Source organism: Plantibacter sp. ME-Dv--P-095 (assembly GCF_030209365.1).
GTDB lineage: Bacteria > Actinomycetota > Actinomycetes > Actinomycetales > Microbacteriaceae > Plantibacter.
Genome location: NZ_JARVSB010000003.1, coordinates 282,056 through 301,667, shown reverse-complemented (window position 1 = coordinate 301,667; position 19,612 = coordinate 282,056). Strand labels below are relative to the sequence as shown.

The following is a 19,612-nucleotide window of genomic DNA, read 5'->3' as shown; positions in this document are numbered from 1 at the left end:
AGGAGCGAGCCCCATGAGCACCTCTGACGCGTCGCCCGAAGTCGTCCTGCCGGCACCCGACGCGAAAGCGCCCGAAGCCGGAGCGCCCGAGGCCTCCGCCGTGCCCGCGAAGACGAAGCGCGCCGCCACCATCTACGACATCGCCCAGCTCGCCGGCGTCAACCCGTCGACGGTGTCGCGGGCCCTGAGCCGCCCCGGACGGATCAACGAGAAGACGGCGCAGAAGATCCACGACGCCGCGAGGCAGCTCAACTACGTCGCCAACCCGGCCGCTCGCGCGCTCCCCACCGGACGCACCGGCACCCTCGGCCTCATCGTCGCCGACATCACCAACCCGATGTTCTTCGACGTGGTCCGCGGTGCTGAGCGCGAGGCGGCTGAGCGCAACTACACGCTCGTGCTCGCGGAGTTCAAGGAGTCGGCGGAGATGGAGCTGCTGACCGCCAGACGGCTCATGCCCTCGGTCGACGGTCTCATCCTCGCGACGTCGCGGCTCCTGCCCGACGACGTCCGTGCGCTGGGCCAGGAGAAGCCCGTCGTCGTGATCAACCGTCAGGTCGACGACGTCGACAGCATCGTCGCCGACGTCGACCCCGGCCTCACGGAGGCGATCGACCATCTCGTCGGGCTCGGGCACCGCCGCCTCGCGTTCGTCTCCGGGCCCGGCCGGTCCTGGATGTCGCGGCACCGGTGGAACCGGACGCGGGAGCTGTGCGCCGAGCGCGGGATCGAGACGGTGCGGGTGCCGTCGACGCAGCCCGACATGGCGGCGGGCAGGGCGGCCGCCACGGCCGTGCTCGAGACGGGTGCCACCGCGGTCCTGGCGTACAACGACCTCCTGGCCATCGGCATCATGCTGGAGCTGCGCTCCCGCGGCGTCGAGATGCCCGCACAGCTGAGCCTCATCGGCTTCGACGACATCTTCGGTTCGGACTTCACGACACCGGCGCTCACCTCGATCCGCAGCCCGCACATCGCCTCCGGCTCCTACGCCGTGCAGACCCTCTTCGCGCACCTCGGGGGCACTGACGTCCCGGTCATCACCGACCTCGCGACCACGCTCATCATGCGCGAATCGACCGCCCCGCCGCGATGATCGAGCTGAGCGGGCACCGGACGGCGTGGGCCGAGGCGTTCCGACTCGAGGCGGCGCGGCTCACCGCGGTTCTGCACACCGAGGTCGACGCGATCGAGCACATCGGCAGCACCGCCGTTCCGGGACTCGTCGCCAAGCCGATCATCGACCTCGCCGCGCGGGCGTCGGACGGCACCGATCCTCGCGCGCTCGGTCCGCTGCTGGTGGAACTCGGCTACGACCCGAAGCCCGCCGGCCCCACGACGCACGCCGTCTACGCCCGCTCTGACGGGAGCAGGCGGACGCATCTCCTCCACGTCTTCACCGCCGACGACTGGGAGCACTGCAACCAGCGGCTGTTCCGCGACAAGCTGCTGCACGACGCCTCCGCCGTGCGCCGCTATCAGGACCTCAAACTCGGCCTGGCCGCGGCGCATGACGACGGCCGCGCCTACACCGCGGCGAAGCTCCCCCTCATCGAGGAGCTGCTGAACGAGGAGCGCGCGGCGCGAGGCCTCCCGCCGACGACCGCCTGGGACAAGTGGTGTCGTCCCTCGCGCGGCCTCAGGCGACCAGTTCGATCTCCACGCGTGCGCCGAGCGGCAGCCCGACGACCGCGACCGTGGTGCGCGCAGGGTAGGGCGCCGAGAAGACCGTCTCGTAGACCCGGTTCATCGCCGCGAAATCGGCCATGTCGACGAGGTAGACGTTCACCTTGACCACGTCGCCGAACCCGCGCCCGGCGGCCGTCAGCACCGACTCGAGGTTGGTGAACACCTGGCGGGTCTGCTCGGAGACATCACCCTCGACGAGGGCTCCGGTCGCCGGATCGATCGGCGTCTGCCCGGAGAGGTACAGCGCTCCACTCGGGGCGACCGCGGCGTGCGAATACGGCCCGACGGGCTTCGGGGCGAGCGGGTCGTTCACCGTAGATCGTGTCATGGCCTCAGCCTAGGGAAGACCGGCGATTCAGCGGGCGCTCGACGCGAGGGTGACGCTCGGGTACTCACCGAAGCGGCTCGCGTAGGACGCCGCGAACCGTCCGAGATGGGAGAACCCCCACCGTCGTGCGAGCTCGGCGACGGTCGCCAGGCCCGGTTCGGCGTCCTGCAGTTCCTGTCGGACCCGGTCGAGGCGGATCGAGCGGAGGTAGTCGGTGGCGGTGAGGTCGTACTCCCGACGGAAGGCCGTCTGCAGGCTGCGCGGGCTGAGCCCGGCGGCGGCGGCGATCTCCTCGGTCCGGATTGGGCGGTGGGCGTTGGCGATCATGAACTCCACCGCAGCCGCCGTCTTCCGACCGGACGCCACGACGCGATCCCGCCGTGGCTGCACGGCCAGATGAGGGAAGGTCTCGAGGAGCGCGACCGCGGCCGAGCGGTTCGCCTCGGCGCGGAGCACGGCCGAACTGCCGTCGTCGTAGATCACCCGGCCGACGCTCGCCACCGCCTCCGCCCATCGCCGCAGCGCCTCGCCCGACGGTCGGAAGGTCGTGTCGAAGGTGATCGGACCGACCGAGCCCTCGAGCTCCGCGGCGACTCCCTCGAGGTACGTTCCACCGAAGTGCATCATGTTGAGCCGATAGTCGATGAGGTCGAACTGCGCGGGGCGGTCGTTCGCGAACATCGCCGGCTGCCCCTGCAGGAACGTCATCGGCGAACCCAGCAGGTCTGAGACGCCTTCGCCGCGCGTCATCCAGGCGACGACGTACTCGCCCTGCGTGAACGACGCCCCCGTGATCCGCCCCTCGACCTGCGACGCGCGCAGCGCGAGATCGTCGTCGCCGACGGAGGTGAAGCGGTACCGGAATTCGGCGGCGGTCGGTTCGACCGTCATCCGGCCGATGTTGTAGGCGGCACCGTACAGCTCCCGAGCCTGATCCACATCGGTCCCGGCGGCCTCGAACCGCTGCGCGGACCCTGGTTTCACGCTCATCCTGCCCAGAATCTCACGACTCCGGCGCAGCTCCTCCTTCGGGCGATCACGCTTCGTTTACTGGATAGTGCGGGTCCGGCGGCGGACGGTGTGCCTCACCCGATGTACGAGGTGTCGGAGCGGGCCTCGCCCGCCACCACGTCCGTCAGATCGACCTCGCGGCCGTCGAGCCGGAACGTGAACCGCCCCGTCTGCTCGACCGTGGGCGTCTCGCTGAGGTACTGTCGGAGTTCGGCGCGTTCGCTCTCGTGGAGCCAGACCACCGGGTCGGAGGTCGATTTGAACTCGAGGATGGCGGCGACGTCCTGGAGCAGGCGACGTTCGACCGGGTCGAGGAGGTTCCGGGCGCTGCGGAAGTAGACCGCGTCGGGGTCGACCTCGTAGACGTCCTTCAACCAGACCCGGTTGATGGAATCGACGATCGAGTTCCAGGCGCCGACACCGGAAGGGTCGCCGATCCGTTCGGCGTTGTCCCAGAACGGGCCGACGTCCGGGCCCACGCGGGCGCCGTCGAACACGCCGATGGACGGGATCATCGGCACGCCGCAGCCGAGCAGGTACACGTCGTCGCCGACGGTCTCCCTGATGAACGAGATCGCGTCCCGGTAGGCGGTTTCGCGGTGCACGTCCTGGTGGCGACGGCCGGCGACGGCGCCCGCGTACATGAAGTCGAGCTTGAGGTAGCTGAATCCCCAGCCCGTGACGCGTTCGAAGACCTCGCGGAGGTGGTCCTGCACCTCGCGCTGCGTGGTGTCGAGCGAGTAGTAGTGCGAGTTCCAGTTGTAGCCGGTCGCCAGTGGGCGTCCGGCGTCGTCCTGCACGAGGAGGTCGGGGCGTTCGCGGGCGATCGTGGAGTCCGGCAGCGCGATCATCGGAGCGAGCCACAGGCCTGGCCGGAACCCGGCCGAAGCGATCCGCTCGGCGGTCGCCTGCATACCGGAGGGGAAGTCCGGTCCGGCGGTCCAGTCGCCGACGATCGGTTCCCAGCCGTCGTCGAGCTGGAACACGTCGAAGGGGTACCCGGTGAGGTCGGCCACGGTGCGGGCGACCAGCTCCTCGTCGATGCCCTCGTAGTAGGAGTACCAGCTGCTCCAGACGCGACCGGCCCGCTGCGAGCGCCGACCGAGCCGTTCCGACAGCACCGCGGCGTAGTCGGCGAAGGCCTGCTGCTCCGGGCCGAAAGTCACGAACCACTCGGCTTCGTCGGTCTCGCTCCGCGCCCAGATGGTGTTGCGGTCGGCGCCGACACGCGGGTTGCCGAGGCCGAGCGTGCCGATCAGCAGCACCGTGCCGTCGGGTCCCGCGATGGCACCGACACCGCTGCCGGAATGGTGGTGCGGGGTCTCGTTGAGCGCGTCGTCGGCCGTGAGGAGTCGGTCCGGGCTGTCCTTGATGCCGATGGTCTCGCCGTCGGTGGTGGTCCAGCCACTCGGGCTCCACGAGTTCCAGCCGTGCCGGTAGAACCCGGTGTCGCCGAACGGGTGGAGCAGCGCGACGGGGCCGGCCGGGATGATGTGGCCGGTGCGCGTGGCGACGGGTGCGCCGGGGAGGTTCGCGGGGACGCGGAGGTCACCGAAGGTGAAGGTGTGCAGCATGTGGTTGCCCTCTCGTGGGTGGTCGACCGCCCGACGGCGGCTTCCGGTCGGTCGACGTGGGTAGAGTCGGACCGACGAGCAGTTAATACTGCAACGTGGCGTGATAAGTCGCAAGAGCTCCCTGGACATCGAGAGAGAGGACGGCCATGGCTCCCGAGGCGATGATCGATTCGACCGGCGGGTCGATGGGCAGCCGGTCGCTGCTCCGCCGCATGAACTCCCTGGGGATCCTGCGAGCGGTCCTGCAGGCCCCCTCGACCCTGCGGACCCTGGCGAACGACTCCGGCCTCTCCCGGACGGCCGTCGACGCGATCGTCACCGACCTCGTCGGGCTCGGATGGTTGGAGCCCGCGGAGGCGACCGCCACCTCGCGGATCGGCAGGCCGGCCGCGGCCTACCGGATCCGCGCCGGACTCGGGCACCTCCTGTCGATCGACATCGGTGCGAACCACATCCACGTCGTCGTCGCCGAGCTCTCGGGCGCCGTGCTCGCGCAGCGCACCGCACACCTCGACGAGGACACCGAAGCCGCGGAACGCCTGGCGACGGCTCTGGCGACCGGCGACGCGGCCCTCGCCGACCTCGACCTCGACCGCCGTTCGGTCTGGGTCACGACCATCGGTTCGCCGGGCGCGATCGGGCGGAACGGCGAGGTGCTGTACTTCGGCGGAACGGGCCTCCCCGGCTGGGTGGGACTCGACCTCCGTGACTGGTTCGAGCGGGAGTTCGAGGGGGCCGTCCTGGTGGAGGGCGACGTCGCCCTCGGCGCGCACGCGGAACTCGCCCTCGGCGCGGCACGGGGCCGACGCGACGTCGTCTACCTGCTCTGCGGGGTGCGGACGAGCGGCTCGTCGATCATCGACGGCAGGGTGCACCGCGGCGTGCACGGCGCCGCGGGCATCGTCGGCGAGATGCCCGAGCTGCGGTGGTCCCGGCTGAACGAGGAGTACGGCGGGTCGGTCCTCAGCACACCCCGGCCCTCCCGCGAGGAGATCTTCGATGCGGCCCGCGCCGGTGATCGGGTCGCGGGCATCGCGGTCACGGAGTTCGCCGACGACCTGGCGACGGGGGCGGCTGCCCTCACCCTGGCGGTCGATCCGGAGCTGCTCGTGATCGGTGGCGGCAGCGCCCCCGGCGCCGACGTCTTCCTCCCGCGCTTCATCGAGACGCTCGGTGCGATCTGCCCGCTCCCGCCGGAGGTGGTCGTCTCGGCGCTGGGTTCCGAGGCGGTGGCGCTCGGCGGCGTCAGCCTGGCGTCACAACGGCTCGACCACGTGCTCGAAGCCGCCGTCCGTGAGCGGGGGCGGTTCCCCGGCCCGGAGGAGGCACGCCGCCTCGCGCGGCAGGCACCGGCGTCCTGAGCCCCGTCCCAGCCGCCCGGAGGCGTGTCGTCAGGCGATGGCAGCCGGTGCCGATAGGTCCGAGGTCGGCATGACACGGTCCGGGATCGCGTCGTCGTAGACGTCCTGGATCACGTCGAAGGCCTTCCGGGCCTCGGCCGGGTGGAGCCAGAAGGCCCCCGGCTCGTCGAGTCCGGCGTAGAAGTCCTGGATCAGTCGTTCGTGGGACACCCCCCAGTACGCGCGTTCGCCACTCGCGGTGGCCCGCTCGACCGTGGTCTCGACGCGCCCGTCGTCGAAGCGTGCCGTGAGCTCGGCGCCGAGATGTAACGTCCCCCGCTCGCAGACGACGTCGATCGTGACGGGCAGGTTCGCGACGCCGGCGACCGTCGCGTAGACGGTGCTCGTCGCGCCGCCCGCGTGCACGATGCGCAGCTCGGCCGTGTCCTCGACCTCGATCACCTCGGCGAGCGCACGGGTCGCGATCGACCCCGTCGCGGCGACCGGGTCGCCCACCAGCCACTGCACGAGGTCGATCGTGTGGATGGCCTGGTTCATGAGCAGCCCGCCACCGCCCGTGGCCCAGCGACCCCGCCACGGGCGGTCCTCGTAGTAGGCGGCCGTGCGATGCCACGGGACGATCGCCGAGGCGCCGAGCACCGCGCCGAGCTCGCCGGCGTCGAGGAGTTCCTTGGCCCGTTCCGCCGGTCGGTTGTACCGGTTCTGGAAGCACACGGCGATCTTGGCGCGGCTGTGCTCGGCTGCCGCCACGAGCCGGTCGGCCTCCGCCCGCGTGTGGGCCAGCGGCTTCTCGAGGACGACGTCGATCCCCCGTTCGAGCGCACGGATCGCCTGGTCGGCGTGCAGATGGTGCGGGGTGCAGAGGTGGACGACGTCCGGTCGCGCCTCGTCGAGGAGGCGGTCGAGGTCCGTGTACCCAGGGGCGCCGGTCGCCGTGCTCGCCGCGTCGAGCCGGCCGGCGTCGACGTCGCACACCGCGACCAGCTGGGCGCCCGGCACCGTCGCGATGGCAGCGAGGTGGAGGGCGGAGATGTCGCCGCACCCGACCACGGCGACGCGGCGGACGACGGGCTGCGGCTCGCGGGTCATCGCAGCCCGATCCCCAGCTCGTCGGTGAGTCCGCGGAACGCGCGGGCCGCGACACCGAACGAGGCCGGCCCGGAGAACCCGCCGAGCGCATGCGTCTCGGACAGGTGCGGCTCGAGCGAGGCGAACCCGGTGTAGCCGTCGTCGCGCAGGGCGGTGAGCGTTTCACGGAGTTGGCCGTCGCCCTCCCCCGCCGGGACCACCTGGCCCGACTCGGCGACCGCGTCCTTCACCTGCAGGTAGTCGACGTAGGGACGGAGCATCGCGTAGGCGTCGTCGAACGGCGCGACACCGCACTGGACGAAGTTCGCGTTGTCCCAGGCGAGGCGGAGCGCCGGCGATCCGACCGACTCGACGAGGTCGAGGATCCGCTCGGGCACGTCGCCGTAGATGTCCTTCTCGTTCTCGTGGAGGAGCACGACCCCCTCGCGCTCCGCCAGGTCGGCGAGCAGTCGCATGCGGACGAGGACGTCGTCCCGGGCGTCCTCGACGCGCACGTCCGCACCGCGGAAGAAGGAGAAGATCCGGATGTTGGTGGTTCCGAGTGCGTGGGCGACGGCGATGGCCCGGGCGAGGCGTGCGACCTCCAGCTCGGCGTCGAGGGCCACGTCGACCTTGCCGATGGGCGACCCGATCGCGGACACCCCCATCCCCGCCTGCTCCAGCTGGGCGGCGAGGCGGGCCGACTGCTCGGTGTCGAGGTCGATGACGTTCGTGCCCCACGCACTCCGCACCTCGATGTGGGAGGCGCCGAGCGCTTCGAGCACCGCGATCTGTGTCGTCGGGTACGCGTCGATCTCGTCGCCGAATCCCGACAGGGTCCAGGTCACCGGGTGCTGTGCATTCACGTGCGCTTCCGCCTTCGCGTTCGTTCTCGTCATCGGGAACCGGGCAGTCGCGCTGCCGGTCGTGCCAGCCTAGAACGTTGGCAACCGGTTGACAACCCCGTCAGCGAGACCGTTCACAGGCGGACCTTAGGATGGACCGCGTGACCGACCTCTATCTCGCGAGCACGACCGTGTCCTTCCATCGCAGCTGGTCCTGTGTGCTGTTCGACCTCGACGGCACGATCGTGGACTCCGCCCCCGGCATCATCTCGCGCATGAAGACGACCCTGGCGAACGTCGGAGCCGTCGTGCCCTCCGACGAATCGCTGCTGCGCTGGGTCGGTCCACCACTCCTCGACTCCTTCCGCGACTTCGCCGGGATGGACCCGCTGCAGTCGCAGCTCGCCCTCACGGAGTACCGACGCCAGGTCGCCATCGAGGGCGCCGAGGTCGGGACCGCCGTGTTCCCCGGGATCGCCGGGCTCCTCGCGCGCATCTCCGAGGCCGGTGTCCCGCTCGGTCTCGCCACGTCGAAGCCGGAGTCGCAGGCGAACACGATCCTCGACCACTTCGGCCTCAGCCAGTACTTCACCGTCGTCACGGGCGCCTCGGAGGACGAGGTCCGCAGCAGCAAGGCCGACGTCATCGGCGAGGCGCTGCGACGCCTCACGGCCGCCGGGGTCGACACCTCCCGGACCGTGCTCGTCGGCGACCGCCTCCACGACATCGAGGGCGCGACGGCGCACGGCATCCCGACCATCCTCGTGGAGTGGGGCTACGGCTCACCGGCTGAGGCGGCGGACGCCCTCGCCGTCGTGCACTCGATCGACGCACTGTCGAGCCTCATCATCGGCTGACCGAGGCCGGAACCGCTTGGTGGCCCCAGGAGGGCCTGGCTTCATCGACACCTGCTCACTAGGGTGATGACCATCCTGAGGAGGTCGACATGGCGGTGTTCACGCGCGGTTTCGGAGGACGGGCACGGGAGCAGGACGACCGACTCCCACCCGGTCAATTCCTCACGGAGGACTTCCCGGTCCTCTCCGCAGGCCCCACGCCGCGGATCGACACGGATGAGTGGGAGTTCCAGATCCGAACCGAGGCGGGCGAGACCCACCGCTGGGACTGGGACGCCCTCCAGGCCCTGCAGCAGGACGACATCACCCGCGACATCCACTGCGTGACCCGCTGGACGAAGCTCGGCACCAGTTGGCAGGGCGTCTCGCTCGACACCCTCTTCGCCGACGTCGAGAGCAGCTACGACTTCGTCATGGCGCACTCCTACGGCGGATACACGACCAACATCCCGCTCGAAGACCTCCTGGACGGCAAGGCCTGGATCGCCACCGGCTTCAACGGCGAACCGCTCGAAGCCGAGCACGGCGGACCGGCCCGCCTCCTCATCCCGCACCTCTACTTCTGGAAGAGCGCGAAGTGGGTCCGCGGCCTCGTCATGCAGCAGGACGACGAACCGGGCTTCTGGGAGCAGAACGGGTATCACGCCTACGGTGATCCCTGGCTCGAGCAGCGCTACTCGTGAGGCGCACGGGTCATGTCGACGTCTGGAAGACGGCCACCGTGGTCTCGGCGACGCAGCTGACACCCTCGGGGCGGAGCCTCGTGCTCGACGTTCCGGGCTGGGGAGGCAACCTCGCCGGACAGCACGCCGACGTCCGACTCACCGCGCCGGACGGGTATCAGGCCGTGCGGTCGTACTCCATCGCCTCGGCGGACGACGGCGACCGCCTCGAGATCGCCGTCGACCGCGTGCCCGACGGCGAGGTGTCGCCGTTCCTCGTCGACGCGATCGAGGTCGGCGACCAGGTCGAGGTCCGCGGACCGCTCGGCGGGTGGTTCGTCTGGCGACCGGAGGAGACCGAGCCCGTCCTCCTCGTCGGCGGCGGATCGGGCATCGTGCCACTCATGGCGATGGTGCGCGCCCACGAGGCGTCCGGGAGCACGGCCCCGTTCCGCCTCGTGTACTCGGTGCGCTCCCCCGAGGACGCCTTCTTCGCCGAGGAACTGTCTGCGGCGACCGGGGTCGAGGTCACCTGGATCTACACGCGGCGAGCGCCGGACGGCTGGCCGCGTCCCGCTGGGCGGTTGGCGGCGGCGGACCTGCAGGCCCTCGAGGCGGCCGGCGGCGCGGCGCCGTCGGTGTTCGTCTGCGGCCCGACCGGCTTCGTCGAGGCCGTCGCCGACACCCTGGTCACGATCGGCCACGATCCCGCCCGCATCAAGACCGAGCGGTTCGGAGGGGCCTGATGACCACCCACCTCGACGGCAACGTCCTCGCCGGCACCCTGTCCGAGCTGACCGGCACCGACCCGACCGACACCATGTCGCAGTGCCTCGGCTGCGAGGACGTCGCCCCGCTCGCCGCCGAGTTCGTGTTCGGCACGCCTGACGCCTGGGTGCTGCGCTGCCGTCACTGCGACGACGTCCTCCTCGTCGTCCTCCATCACGGCGAGACCACACTGGTCACGCTCGACGGCGTGCGGTGGTGGACCGAGCTCGGCTGACCCGTCGCTCCCCGGTTCGTTCGCCCATCTTCGGGCGAACGAACATCCGGTCGCCCAAACATGGGCGAATGAACCACGACACAAAAGCTATTGACATTAGCCAAACGGCGAGTCAATATAGCTACATGAACACGAACCCGGCGTCCGCAGGATCCGCCACCCGCCACCTCCACCGCCCGGAGGGCAAGATCGCCTACGAGCTGCAGGGCGAAGGCCCGCTCGTCATCCTCGTCCCCGGCATGGGCGAGCTCCGCTCCTCCTACCGCTTCCTCGCACCCGAGCTCGCCGCCGCCGGCTACCGGGTCGCATCCACCGACCTCCGCGGTCACGGCGACAGCGACACCACGTTCTCCAGCTACGGCGACGTCGCGACCGCCTCGGACATCCACGCCCTCATCCGCGAGCTCGGTGCACCGGCCGTCGTCGTCGGCAACTCCCTTGCGGCGGGAGCCGGCGTGATCGTCGCCGCGGAACACCCCGAGGACGTCAGCGCCCTCGTCCTCGTCGGGCCGTTCGTCCGCAACCCGAAGGCGGGCGCCGTCATGCAGGCGCTCTTCCGGGCGATGACCGCACCGCTCTGGGTGGCGCGGGTCTGGAAGGCCTACCTCCCCACGCTCAACGCCGGTCGCAAGCCGGTCGACTTCGACGACTACCGCGACGCCGTCTACACGAGCCTGCGCCGACCCGCCTACGGCAAGGCGTTCTCGCAGACCACCAGGCAGACCGACCACGCCCCGGCCGAGGCGGTCCTCAGCCGCGTGAGCGCACCCACCCTCGTCATCATGGGCGACAAGGACCCCGACTTCCCCGACCCGTCGGCCGAGGCGCAGTGGATCGGCGACACCCTGAGCGCCGAGGTCGTCCTGGTCCAGGACGCCGGTCACTACCCGCAGGCGCAGCAGCCCGAGGTCACCTCGCGCGCCGTCCTCGGCTTCCTCCAGACGGCACTGCACCGTGCCTAGGGCGGGGCTCAGCCGGGAGCGGGTCGTCAATGAGGCGGCGGTGCTCGCCGACGAGGTCGGCCTCCAGTCCCTGACGCTCGCCGCACTCGCCGAGCGACTCGGCGTCCGGCAACCGTCGCTCTACAAGCACCTCGACTCCCTGGCCGGCCTGCGTCGCAGCATCTCGCTGCAGGCCAAGGCCGAGCTCGGCGACGTGCTGCGCCGTGCCGCGGTCGGTCGCTCGGGTGCGGACGCGATCCACGGCATGGCCCTGGCGTACCGGCAGTGGGCGCTCGACCACCCGGCCCGGTACACCGCCGCGCAGTGGATCGCGGGGCCGGACGACGAGGAGGACGCCACGGCATCGCTCGACGCCATCCAGGTCATCTCCGACGTCCTCACCGCCTACGAACTGCGCGGCGACGACGCCATCGACGCGATCCGCGCGTTCCGCTCCACGCTGCACGGCTTCGTCTCCCTCGAGGCCGCCGGCTCGTTCGGGCTCGACCGCGACCTCGACCGCAGCTTCGACCGACTCGTCCGCGGCTTCACGATGACGCTCGAACGCTGGACGGAGACCGCCGACGAGGAGTGACGGCCGGATCCGCAACGGGTTCCACTGGATGCACGCGGCTGGGTACAGTGCCGCCATGTCATGTCGAATCAGTGAACTCGTCCTGGACTGCCGCGACCCAGAGGCGCTCGCCCGCTTCTGGTGCGAGGTGCTGGACTTCGTCGTGCTCGACCGCGATGAGGACGGCGTCGAGATCGGAGCGCGCGACGGCTTCGGTGGATCGCAGCCGACCATCATCCTCAGCCGGAGCGACGACCCGCCGCAGCAGAAGTCGCGGCTCCACATCGACGTCAGCCCCACCGACGGCGACCAGGACGCGGAACTCACGCGACTGCTCGCGCTCGGGGCGCGCCCGGCCGACATCGGGCAGACCGGCGACGAGTCCTGGCACGTGCTCGCCGATCCGGAGGGCAACGCCTTCTGCCTCCTGCGCACGCGCGTGAACCCGGTCTGAGGGGCGGCGGTCACGGACCCGGTGGGATAATCGGCGCATGTCCTCGACCGCGCGGTACGCCAGGCAGCTCGCCCTCCCCGGCTTCGGTCTGGCGGCGCAGCGACGCCTGGCCGACGCCCGCGTCCTGATCGTCGGTGCCGGTGGCCTCGGCAGCATCGTGATCCCCGCCCTCGCCGCAGCCGGCGTCGGCACCGGCGACGGTGCGATCCACCTCGTGGACGACGACGAGGTCGAGCTCAGCAACCTGCACCGGCAGACGGTCCACAGCACCGGCGACATCGGCCGTCCCAAGGTCGACTCCGCCGCGGACCGCGCGCTCGCCATCAACTCCGACGCGACGATCGTCAGGCATCGACTCCGCCTCGGGCCGGGCGAGATCATGGGGCTCCTGGCGGACGCACGGATCGACCTCGTCATCGACGGCAGCGACAACTTCGAGACCCGGTACCTCGTCGACGACGCGGCCACCCTCGCCGACGTCCCGCTCGTCTGGGGTGCCGTGTCGCAGTACGGCGGGCAGGCAGGGCTCAGCTGGGCGAGCCGCGGCCCCCGCTACCGCGACCTCTTCCCCCACCCGCCGACCGATGGTTCGATCCTCTCCTGCGAAGCGGGCGGCGTCCTGCCCACGACGGTCGGTGTCATCGGCTCGATCATGGCGACCGAGGCGATCAAGGTCCTCACGGGCGTCGGGACGCCGTCGCTCGGGCGTGTGACGATGTTCGACGGTCTGAGCGGCGGCTTCCGCGAGCTCCGCTACGAGCGCGACCCGGCCGGCGCACGGCAGGTGTCGCTCGACGAGCATCTGCATCGGACGCCGGGAGGGGATGCGGCGAGCGCGGCATCGGCAGCACCACACGCACCCCGGCACGGCGGCCGCACGATCACCGCCGAGCAATTGGCCGCCAGCGACGACGGATCCGTCCTCCTCGACGTCCGGGAGCCCTGGGAGGCGGAGATCGCGCGCCTGCCCGGGTCGACGCTCATGCCGCTCGGCTCCCTGCCGGAGACACTCCACGGTCTCGACCCGAAGACACCGGTGGTCGTCTACTGCCATCACGGCATCCGCTCCGAGTCCGCGCTCCGGCTGCTGCTCGAACGCGGTTACGCGGCCGTGCACCTCGAGGGCGGCATCGACGCCTGGTCGCGACTCGTCGACCCGGCCGTCCCCCGGTACTGACCACCGCTCCGAACACCCCGTGCACCACCTCCGACCGACCTCGACGACGGGATCCACCATGACGACGACGCCACCCCCGAGCCGGAAGCGGGTCGAGGAGCATGCCTCGGACGTCGCGGCCGTCCTCGGCCCTGTGACGAGCACCGGCACCGAATCCGTGCCGATCGACGACGCCGCTGGTCGGGTGACGGCCGTCGCCGTGACCTCCCCCGTCGAGCTGCCACTGTTCCGCAACTCGCAGATGGACGGCTTCGCCGTGCGATCCGCGGACCTCACCGCTGGTGAGACGCGACTGCGGGTGGTCGGGGAGATCGCCGCACGGCCGATCGAACCGGCCGAGCTCCAGGCCGGCACCTCGGTGCGGATCATGACGGGGGCGGTGGTGCCGCCCGGCGCGGACGTCGTGGTGCCCGTCGAGGAGTCGTCGGTCGAGACCGCGCCCGACGGGACCGAGACCGTCGTCCTCGGGGCCCCGCGCTCCGGCGGCGAGCGCACATCAGGGCTCTTCGTCCGCGAACGCGGCAGCGACGTCCACGCCGGTGACGAACTGCTGCCCGCCGGGATCCGTCTCGCCTCGCGTCACCTGGCCGTCCTGGCGGCAGCCGGCATCACGACGGTCGAGGTGCGGCGGCGGGCTCGCATCGCGATCGTCACCACCGGTGCGGAACTCGTCGAACCCGGCGAGACCCCCACGCTCGGCCAGACCTTCGACTCGAACGGGACCGCGTTGGCGGCCGCCGTCGTCGCGGTGGGAGCCGAGGTCGTCCGGCGGGCGCGGGTGGTCGACGACCGCGACGCCCTGCTCGCGCTCCTCGACGAGCTGCACGGCGACGCCGACCTCATCCTCACCTCCGGCGGCATCTCGATGGGCGACCACGAGGTCGTCCGCGACGTGCTCGGGCCGTTGGACGGCTGGATCGGATCGGTCGCGATGCAGCCCGGCGGGCCACAGGCGCTCGGCGCGTACCGTGGTGTCCCGATCATCGCGTTCCCCGGCAACCCGGTCAGCACGCAGCTCTCGTTCGAGGTCTTCGTCGCCCCGGTCCTGCGTCGTGCGGCCGGACTGCCGCAGGCGGCTCGCGGCCCGGCCAAGCTCGCCGTCGCGGTGCAGTCGGTGCCAAGGAAGCGACAGTTCCTCCGTGGACGCCGGCGCGACGACGGTCGTGTCGAACCCGTCGCCGGTCCCGGCTCGCACCTCGTCGCCGGTCTCGCCGCCTCCGATGTCCTCCTCGTGATCCCCGAGGACGTCCTCGCGCTCGAGGCCGGGGACGCTGTGGAAGCATGGACGCTATGACCGGGCTCACGCACCTCGACGACGACGGCCGCGCACGGATGGTCGACGTGGGCGACAAGGCCACGACGAAGCGGGTCGCGACGGCGACGGCGACCTTCACCACGCGGCCGGACGTCATCGCACTCGTCCAGGCCGACGGGCTGCCGAAGGCGGACGTCATCGCGACCGCGCGCATCGCGGGCATCGCGGGAGCCAAGCGGACGAGCGAGCTCATCCCGCTCTGCCACCAGCTCGCGCTCTCCTCCGTGAGCCTCGACTTCGCCTTCACCGAGGACTCGATCGTGATCACGGCGACCGCGAAGACCACCGGGCAGACCGGGGTCGAGATGGAGGCCCTCACGGCTGCGTCGATCGCCGGCCTGACCCTCCACGACATGACGAAGGCCGTCGACCCCGCCTCGGTCCTCGGCGACATCCGCCTGCTGGAGAAGTCCGGCGGCAAGCGCGGGGACTGGACGCCCGACTCGCAGGACTCGGCAACGGTCGCGGTGCCGACGGAGCGAGTGGTCCGTCCGGGGACTGCAGCCGTCATCGTCGCCTCAACCGCCGGCGCAGCGGGCACGCGTGAGGACCTCACGGGGCCGCGCATCTCGGCTTGGCTCGCTGATCGCGGGTACGCGGTCGACGCGGTGACGGTCGTGTCAGACGCGGACGTGCACCTTGCGATCGCGGCGGCGCTGCATGCTGCGCCCGCGGTGCTCATCACGACGGGCGGCACCGGCCTTTCGCCGAGCGACCGCACCCCGGAGGCGACCCGGCCGCACCTCGACCGCGAGCTGCCCGGCATCGCGGAGGCGATCCGTACGCTCGGGTCGACCAAGACCCCGACCGCGGCGCTCAGCCGCGGGCTCGCCGGGGTGTCCGGCGGCACCGTCGTGGTGAACCTGCCCGGGTCGACCGGCGGCGTGAAGGACGGACTCAGCGTCCTCGACGGCCTGCTCGACCACCTCGTCGCCCAGATCGCCGGAGGTGGCGCGCATGAGTGAGTCGACGGTTCCCGAGGTCCTCGCCCTCATCTCCGAGTCACCTCTCGACGCGCATGCGATCGAGGACTTCGTGGCGGCGCCCGCCAACGGCGCACTCGTCGCCTTCCGGGGGATCGTCCGCGACCACGATCACGGCGAGGCGGTCGACGCCCTCGACTACCGGGCGCACCCGGACGCCCAGCGGTTCCTGGAGGACTGCTGCCGCACCGTCGCCGCGGAGACCGGTCTGCGGGTGGCCGCCGCGCACCGGGTCGGTTCCCTCGTCGTGGGTGACCTGGCGCTCGTCGCCGCCGTCGCGGCCGCCCACCGTGCCGAGGCTTTCGCCGCGTGTGAGCGCCTCGTCGAGGAGATCAAGCGCACCGTCCCCATCTGGAAGCGTCAGCACCTCGCAGACGGCGAGACGGAGTGGGTCGGTCTGTAGCGCGCGCCGCGCGGGAATCGCGTTGTATCGGGCTGTATCGCGAAAACGCAATAATCGTGACGGCGCCTAGGCGTCCTTCGCCAGCACGTCGTAGGTGATGCGCACGAGCCCGTCCTCGGGCGTCGCGTGGGTGCCTCGGAGCCGCAGGAGGACGTCGGTGTCGAGGTCGCCGAAGAGGCGTGCGCCGGAACCGATGAGGACCGGTGCGACCGACACCGTCAGCTCGTCAACGAGGCCGGCGCCCAGGAACGCCTGGATCGTCCTGCCACCGTCGATGTAGACACGCCCGGCTCCGGCCTCGTCGAGCAAAGCCACGGCATCGTCGAGCGACCCGGCGATCGCGATGCGGTCGTCCCCGGCTTCCAGCGTGGTACTCAACACGACGACCCGCTTGCCCTCGAACGGCCACTCGTCGAAGCCGCGGACGGTCTCGTAGGTGGTCCGACCCATCACCAGGGTGTCGACGTCCGGGAAGAACGTCTCCCAGACGAGTGCCGGGTGCTCCCCCGGCGCATCCGCGGTGTGGTCTCGCGGCGCGAGTCCGGTGAGCCAGTCGAGGTCGCCGTCGGGCCCCGCGATGAATCCGTCGAGGCTCACGCCGATGAAGACGCAGCCGCGCCAGGAACGTTCACGAGTCATGCCTCGATCCTGCCCGGAACCGCCGACACCGCTCGTCGGCCGGAGCACGTCAACCCGGTCGCCCATCGGGCCGCGGCGACGTAGGGTGATCTGATGCCCGAACACGCCCCCGAAGCATCCGACCCGTTCGTCCGCGTCCGGGGAGCCAACGAGAACAACCTCCGCAACGTGGACGTCGACGTCCCCCGCGACGCGATCGTCGCCTTCACGGGCGTCTCAGGTTCCGGGAAGTCGTCCCTCGCGTTCGGGACCATCTTCACCGAGGCGCAGCGCCGGTACCTGGAGTCTGTCGCGCCGTACGCCCGGCGACTGATCCAGCAGGGCCACGACCCGCACGTCGACTCCATCTCGGGTCTTCCGCCGGCGGTCGCCCTGCAGCAGCGCCGCGGTGCCCCCAGCTCACGCTCCAGCGTCGGCACCGTCACCACGCTCTCGAACTCCCTCCGCATGCTCTTCTCGCGCGCCGGCACCTTCCCCGAGGGCTTCACGACCCGGCTCGACTCCGACGCGTTCTCCCCGAACACCGCCGTCGGCGCCTGCCCCGAGTGCCACGGCATCGGCGTCGCGCACACGGTCACCGAGGACTCCCTCGTGCCCGACCCGTCGCTCAGCATCCGCGAGGGTGCGATCGCCGCCTGGCCCGGAGCCTGGCAGGCGAAGAACCTCCGCGACATCACCATCGCGCTCGGCTACGACGTCGACCGGCCGTGGCGCGAACTCGATCAGGAGGACCGCGACTGGATCCTCTTCACCGAGGAGCAGCCGGTGGTGCAGATCACCCCGCAGCGCGACCGGGTCGCGAAGCCGTACAACGGCATGTTCTGGAGCGCCAAGCAGTACGTCTTCCACACCCTCTCCGACTCCAAGAGCCAGATGATGCGGAACAAGGTCCTCCAGTTCGTGCGCTCCGGCCCCTGCCCGCTGTGCCACGGCACCGGGCTCCGCCGTGAGGCCCTGGCCGTCACCTTCGCCGGCCGGACGATCGCCGAACTCAACGCCCTCCCGATGACGGAACTCGCCGAGGTCATCCGACCGACGACCGAGCTCACCGACGCCGCACCGGCGCTCCCGACGACACTCTCCGGCGAGCGCACCGACGTGGCCGTCGCCATCACGACCGACCTCCTCGCGCGCATCGGGGTCCTCACCGACCTCGGCCTCGGCTATCTGGGGCTCGGCCGGGTGACGACGACGTTGTCCCCGGGTGAGATGCAGCGACTCCGACTGGCGACCCAGCTGCGGTCCGGGCTCTTCGGGGTCGTCTACGTGCTCGACGAGCCGTCGGCGGGCCTCCACCCGGCCGACGCCGAACCCCTGCTCGACGTGTTGGAGCAGCTCAAGCGCTCGGGAAACTCGGTGTACGTCGTCGAACACAACATGGACGTCGTCCGGAACGCGGACTGGATCGTCGACGTCGGACCGGGCGCCGGCGAGGGCGGCGGCGAGGTGCTCTACAGCGGTGCGGTCTCAGGGCTCGCCGACGTCGAGGCCTCGGCGACGCGGCCCTTCCTCTTCCCAGAAGCGGACGGGTCGGCCGACGCTCGTCGTGCGCTGCGGGAACCGCGCGGATGGCTGAAGGTCGAGGGCATCAGCCTGCACAACCTCGCCGGTGTCGACGCGGAGATCCCCCTGGGCACCTTCGCGGCGGTCACGGGCGTCTCGGGTTCCGGTAAGTCGACGCTCGTGAGCCGGGTCCTCCGCGACGTCGTCCGGGACCACCTGCGCGCAGGCGGCGACCGTGACGACGTACTCGACGAGGACGACGCGACGGACGAGCCGGATGCGACCGGCGCCGGTCTGGCCGAGGCGACCGTCCCGGACGGGCACGCTGACACCCTGTCCGTCCGCCGCACGACGGGCCTCGAGCACATCGACCGCCTCGTGCGGGTGGACCAGAAGCCGATCGGACGCACGCCGCGCTCGAACCTCGCGACCTACACCGGACTCTTCGACGCCGTCCGCGCGGCCTTCGCCGCCACGGACCTGGCCCGCGAGCGCGGCTACTCGGCCGGCCGGTTCTCGTTCAACGTCGCGGGCGGCCGCTGCGAGACCTGTCTCGGTGAGGGCTTCGTCTCCGTCGAACTCCTGTTCCTCCCCGGTAGCTACGGCAAGTGCCCGACCTGTGGTGGCGCGCGTTACAACGCGGAGACGCTCGAGGTCACCTACGACGGGAAGTCGATCGCCGACGTGCTCGCGCTGACCGTGGAGCAGGCGGCGGACTTCCTCGCGTCCGTTCCGGCGGCGGCACGGAGCCTCCGCACCCTGCTCGAGGTCGGCCTCGGGTATCTGCGGCTCGGCCAGCCGGCCACCGAACTGTCGGGCGGCGAAGCGCAGCGCATCAAGCTCGCGACGGAACTGCAGCGGGTGCGCCGCGGGCACACCCTCTACCTCCTGGACGAGCCGACGACCGGTCTGCACCCGTCCGACGTCCGTCGCCTGCTCGCGCAGTTGAACGCGCTCGTCGACTCCGGTGACACCGTCGTCGTGGTCGAGCACGAGATGGACGTCGTCGCCGCGGCGGACTGGGTCATCGACCTCGGGCCGTCCGGAGGTGACGCGGGCGGACGGATCGTCTCCGCCGGCACACCGGACACCGTCGCCGCGGACCCGGCCAGTCGGACGGCGCCGTACCTCGCGAAGCGGTTGGCGCTCCTCGGCGAGGCACCGTCGCCCGAGGACACCTCGGCAGGATGACGCCCCGACATCGTCGAGCACCTAGCGTGGAGTC

At 71.1% G+C, this 19,612-nt stretch carries 20 protein-coding genes and 1 pseudogene; 15 read left to right on the top strand and 6 right to left on the bottom strand.

Going from position 1 to position 19,612, the window contains the following annotated elements; genetic code table 11:
* Positions 1-13 precede the first annotated feature (13 nt).
* Positions 14-1,096, top strand: a complete 1,083-nt coding sequence (locus QRN26_RS03990; protein ID WP_285035343.1) for a LacI family DNA-binding transcriptional regulator — start codon at positions 14-16, stop codon at positions 1,094-1,096.
* Positions 1,093-1,557, top strand: a pseudogene (locus tag QRN26_RS18895) (GrpB family protein); the annotation flags it as partial. The gene QRN26_RS03990 and the pseudogene QRN26_RS18895, both read left to right, overlap by 4 nt.
* An 82-nt stretch (positions 1,558-1,639) precedes the next feature.
* On the opposite strand, the gene QRN26_RS03985 reads toward QRN26_RS18895, so the two are convergent.
* The 3 genes from QRN26_RS03985 to QRN26_RS03975 all read right to left on the bottom strand — a co-directional run bounded on the left by QRN26_RS03985 (position 1,640) and on the right by QRN26_RS03975 (position 4,602).
* A complete protein-coding gene (locus QRN26_RS03985; protein WP_056009959.1) occupies positions 1,640-2,017 on the bottom strand; it encodes a Rid family detoxifying hydrolase in 378 nt (125 codons plus the stop codon).
* 27 nt (positions 2,018-2,044) lie between these two features.
* Positions 2,045-3,007, bottom strand: coding sequence for a helix-turn-helix transcriptional regulator (locus QRN26_RS03980; RefSeq protein WP_056780252.1), 963 nt, complete (start codon positions 3,005-3,007; stop codon positions 2,045-2,047).
* 95 nt (positions 3,008-3,102) lie between these two features.
* Positions 3,103-4,602: a glycoside hydrolase family 36 protein gene (locus tag QRN26_RS03975; protein ID WP_285035342.1), complete on the bottom strand. Its 1,500-nt coding sequence runs from the start codon at positions 4,600-4,602 to the stop codon at positions 3,103-3,105.
* Between the two features lie 146 nt (positions 4,603-4,748).
* Here QRN26_RS03975 and QRN26_RS03970 point away from each other — a divergent pair, with 146 nt between their 5' ends.
* Positions 4,749-5,963, top strand: coding sequence for an ROK family protein (locus tag QRN26_RS03970; protein ID WP_285035341.1), 1,215 nt, complete (start codon positions 4,749-4,751; stop codon positions 5,961-5,963).
* Positions 5,964-5,993: 30 nt separating this feature from the next.
* Here the strand turns inward: QRN26_RS03970 and QRN26_RS03965 are convergent, their stop codons facing one another.
* Both QRN26_RS03965 and QRN26_RS03960 read right to left on the bottom strand, forming a co-directional pair.
* On the bottom strand, positions 5,994-7,052 hold the full coding sequence (locus QRN26_RS03965) for a Gfo/Idh/MocA family protein (RefSeq protein WP_285035340.1): 1,059 nt from the start codon (positions 7,050-7,052) through the stop codon (positions 5,994-5,996).
* On the bottom strand, positions 7,049-7,930 hold the full coding sequence (locus tag QRN26_RS03960; protein ID WP_285035339.1) for a sugar phosphate isomerase/epimerase family protein: 882 nt from the start codon (positions 7,928-7,930) through the stop codon (positions 7,049-7,051). The genes QRN26_RS03965 and QRN26_RS03960 overlap by 4 nt, the downstream gene beginning before the upstream one ends.
* Positions 7,931-8,037: 107 nt before the next feature.
* Here QRN26_RS03960 and QRN26_RS03955 point away from each other — a divergent pair, with 107 nt between their 5' ends.
* The 11 genes from QRN26_RS03955 (at position 8,038) to QRN26_RS03905 (ending at position 16,245) form a co-directional block, all read left to right on the top strand.
* Positions 8,038-8,733, top strand: a complete 696-nt coding sequence (locus tag QRN26_RS03955) for an HAD hydrolase-like protein (protein WP_235526789.1) — start codon at positions 8,038-8,040, stop codon at positions 8,731-8,733.
* 89 nt (positions 8,734-8,822) lie between these two features.
* Positions 8,823-9,416, top strand: a complete 594-nt coding sequence (locus QRN26_RS03950; protein WP_056009970.1) for a sulfite oxidase-like oxidoreductase — start codon at positions 8,823-8,825, stop codon at positions 9,414-9,416.
* Complete coding sequence (locus QRN26_RS03945; RefSeq protein ID WP_200921065.1) at positions 9,413-10,141, top strand: ferredoxin reductase; 729 nt, start codon at positions 9,413-9,415, stop codon at positions 10,139-10,141. Before QRN26_RS03950 ends, QRN26_RS03945 begins: the two co-directional genes overlap by 4 nt.
* Complete coding sequence (locus QRN26_RS03940) at positions 10,141-10,398, top strand: DUF6510 family protein (RefSeq protein WP_056009974.1); 258 nt, start codon at positions 10,141-10,143, stop codon at positions 10,396-10,398. The genes QRN26_RS03945 and QRN26_RS03940 overlap by 1 nt, the downstream gene beginning before the upstream one ends.
* Positions 10,399-10,523: 125 nt before the next feature.
* Positions 10,524-11,360, top strand: coding sequence for an alpha/beta fold hydrolase (locus tag QRN26_RS03935; RefSeq protein WP_285035338.1), 837 nt, complete (start codon positions 10,524-10,526; stop codon positions 11,358-11,360).
* Positions 11,361-11,400: 40 nt separating this feature from the next.
* Positions 11,401-11,934 carry a TetR-like C-terminal domain-containing protein gene (locus QRN26_RS03930; protein WP_285035337.1) on the top strand — a complete coding sequence of 178 codons (534 nt, stop codon included), beginning with the start codon at positions 11,401-11,403 and terminating at the stop codon, positions 11,932-11,934.
* Positions 11,935-11,989: 55 nt separating this feature from the next.
* On the top strand, positions 11,990-12,367 hold the full coding sequence (locus QRN26_RS03925; RefSeq protein ID WP_056011783.1) for a VOC family protein: 378 nt from the start codon (positions 11,990-11,992) through the stop codon (positions 12,365-12,367).
* A gap of 37 nt (positions 12,368-12,404) precedes the next feature.
* Entirely contained in the window at positions 12,405-13,544 is a 1,140-nt protein-coding gene (locus tag QRN26_RS03920) for a ThiF family adenylyltransferase (protein WP_285035336.1), read from the top strand.
* A 58-nt stretch (positions 13,545-13,602) separates the two neighbouring features.
* A complete protein-coding gene (locus QRN26_RS03915) occupies positions 13,603-14,838 on the top strand; it encodes a molybdopterin molybdotransferase MoeA (protein ID WP_285035335.1) in 1,236 nt (411 codons plus the stop codon).
* Positions 14,835-15,824 carry a bifunctional molybdenum cofactor biosynthesis protein MoaC/MoaB gene (moaCB, locus tag QRN26_RS03910; RefSeq protein ID WP_056009984.1) on the top strand — a complete coding sequence of 330 codons (990 nt, stop codon included), beginning with the start codon at positions 14,835-14,837 and terminating at the stop codon, positions 15,822-15,824. Before QRN26_RS03915 ends, moaCB begins: the two co-directional genes overlap by 4 nt.
* The gene (locus QRN26_RS03905; RefSeq protein ID WP_056011786.1) at positions 15,817-16,245 is read left to right on the top strand and encodes a molybdenum cofactor biosynthesis protein MoaE; all 429 of its coding nucleotides are present in this window, start codon (positions 15,817-15,819) and stop codon (positions 16,243-16,245) included. The genes moaCB and QRN26_RS03905 overlap by 8 nt, the downstream gene beginning before the upstream one ends.
* A gap of 66 nt (positions 16,246-16,311) precedes the next feature.
* Here the strand turns inward: QRN26_RS03905 and QRN26_RS03900 are convergent, their stop codons facing one another.
* Positions 16,312-16,884 (bottom strand): dihydrofolate reductase family protein, encoded by a 573-nt coding sequence (locus tag QRN26_RS03900; RefSeq protein WP_285035334.1) that lies wholly within the window; start codon positions 16,882-16,884, stop codon positions 16,312-16,314.
* 93 nt (positions 16,885-16,977) lie between these two features.
* On the opposite strand from QRN26_RS03900, the gene QRN26_RS03895 reads away from it, so the two are divergent.
* Positions 16,978-19,578: an excinuclease ABC subunit UvrA gene (locus QRN26_RS03895; protein WP_285035333.1), complete on the top strand. Its 2,601-nt coding sequence runs from the start codon at positions 16,978-16,980 to the stop codon at positions 19,576-19,578.
* The last annotated feature ends 34 nt before the right edge of the window (positions 19,579-19,612 follow it).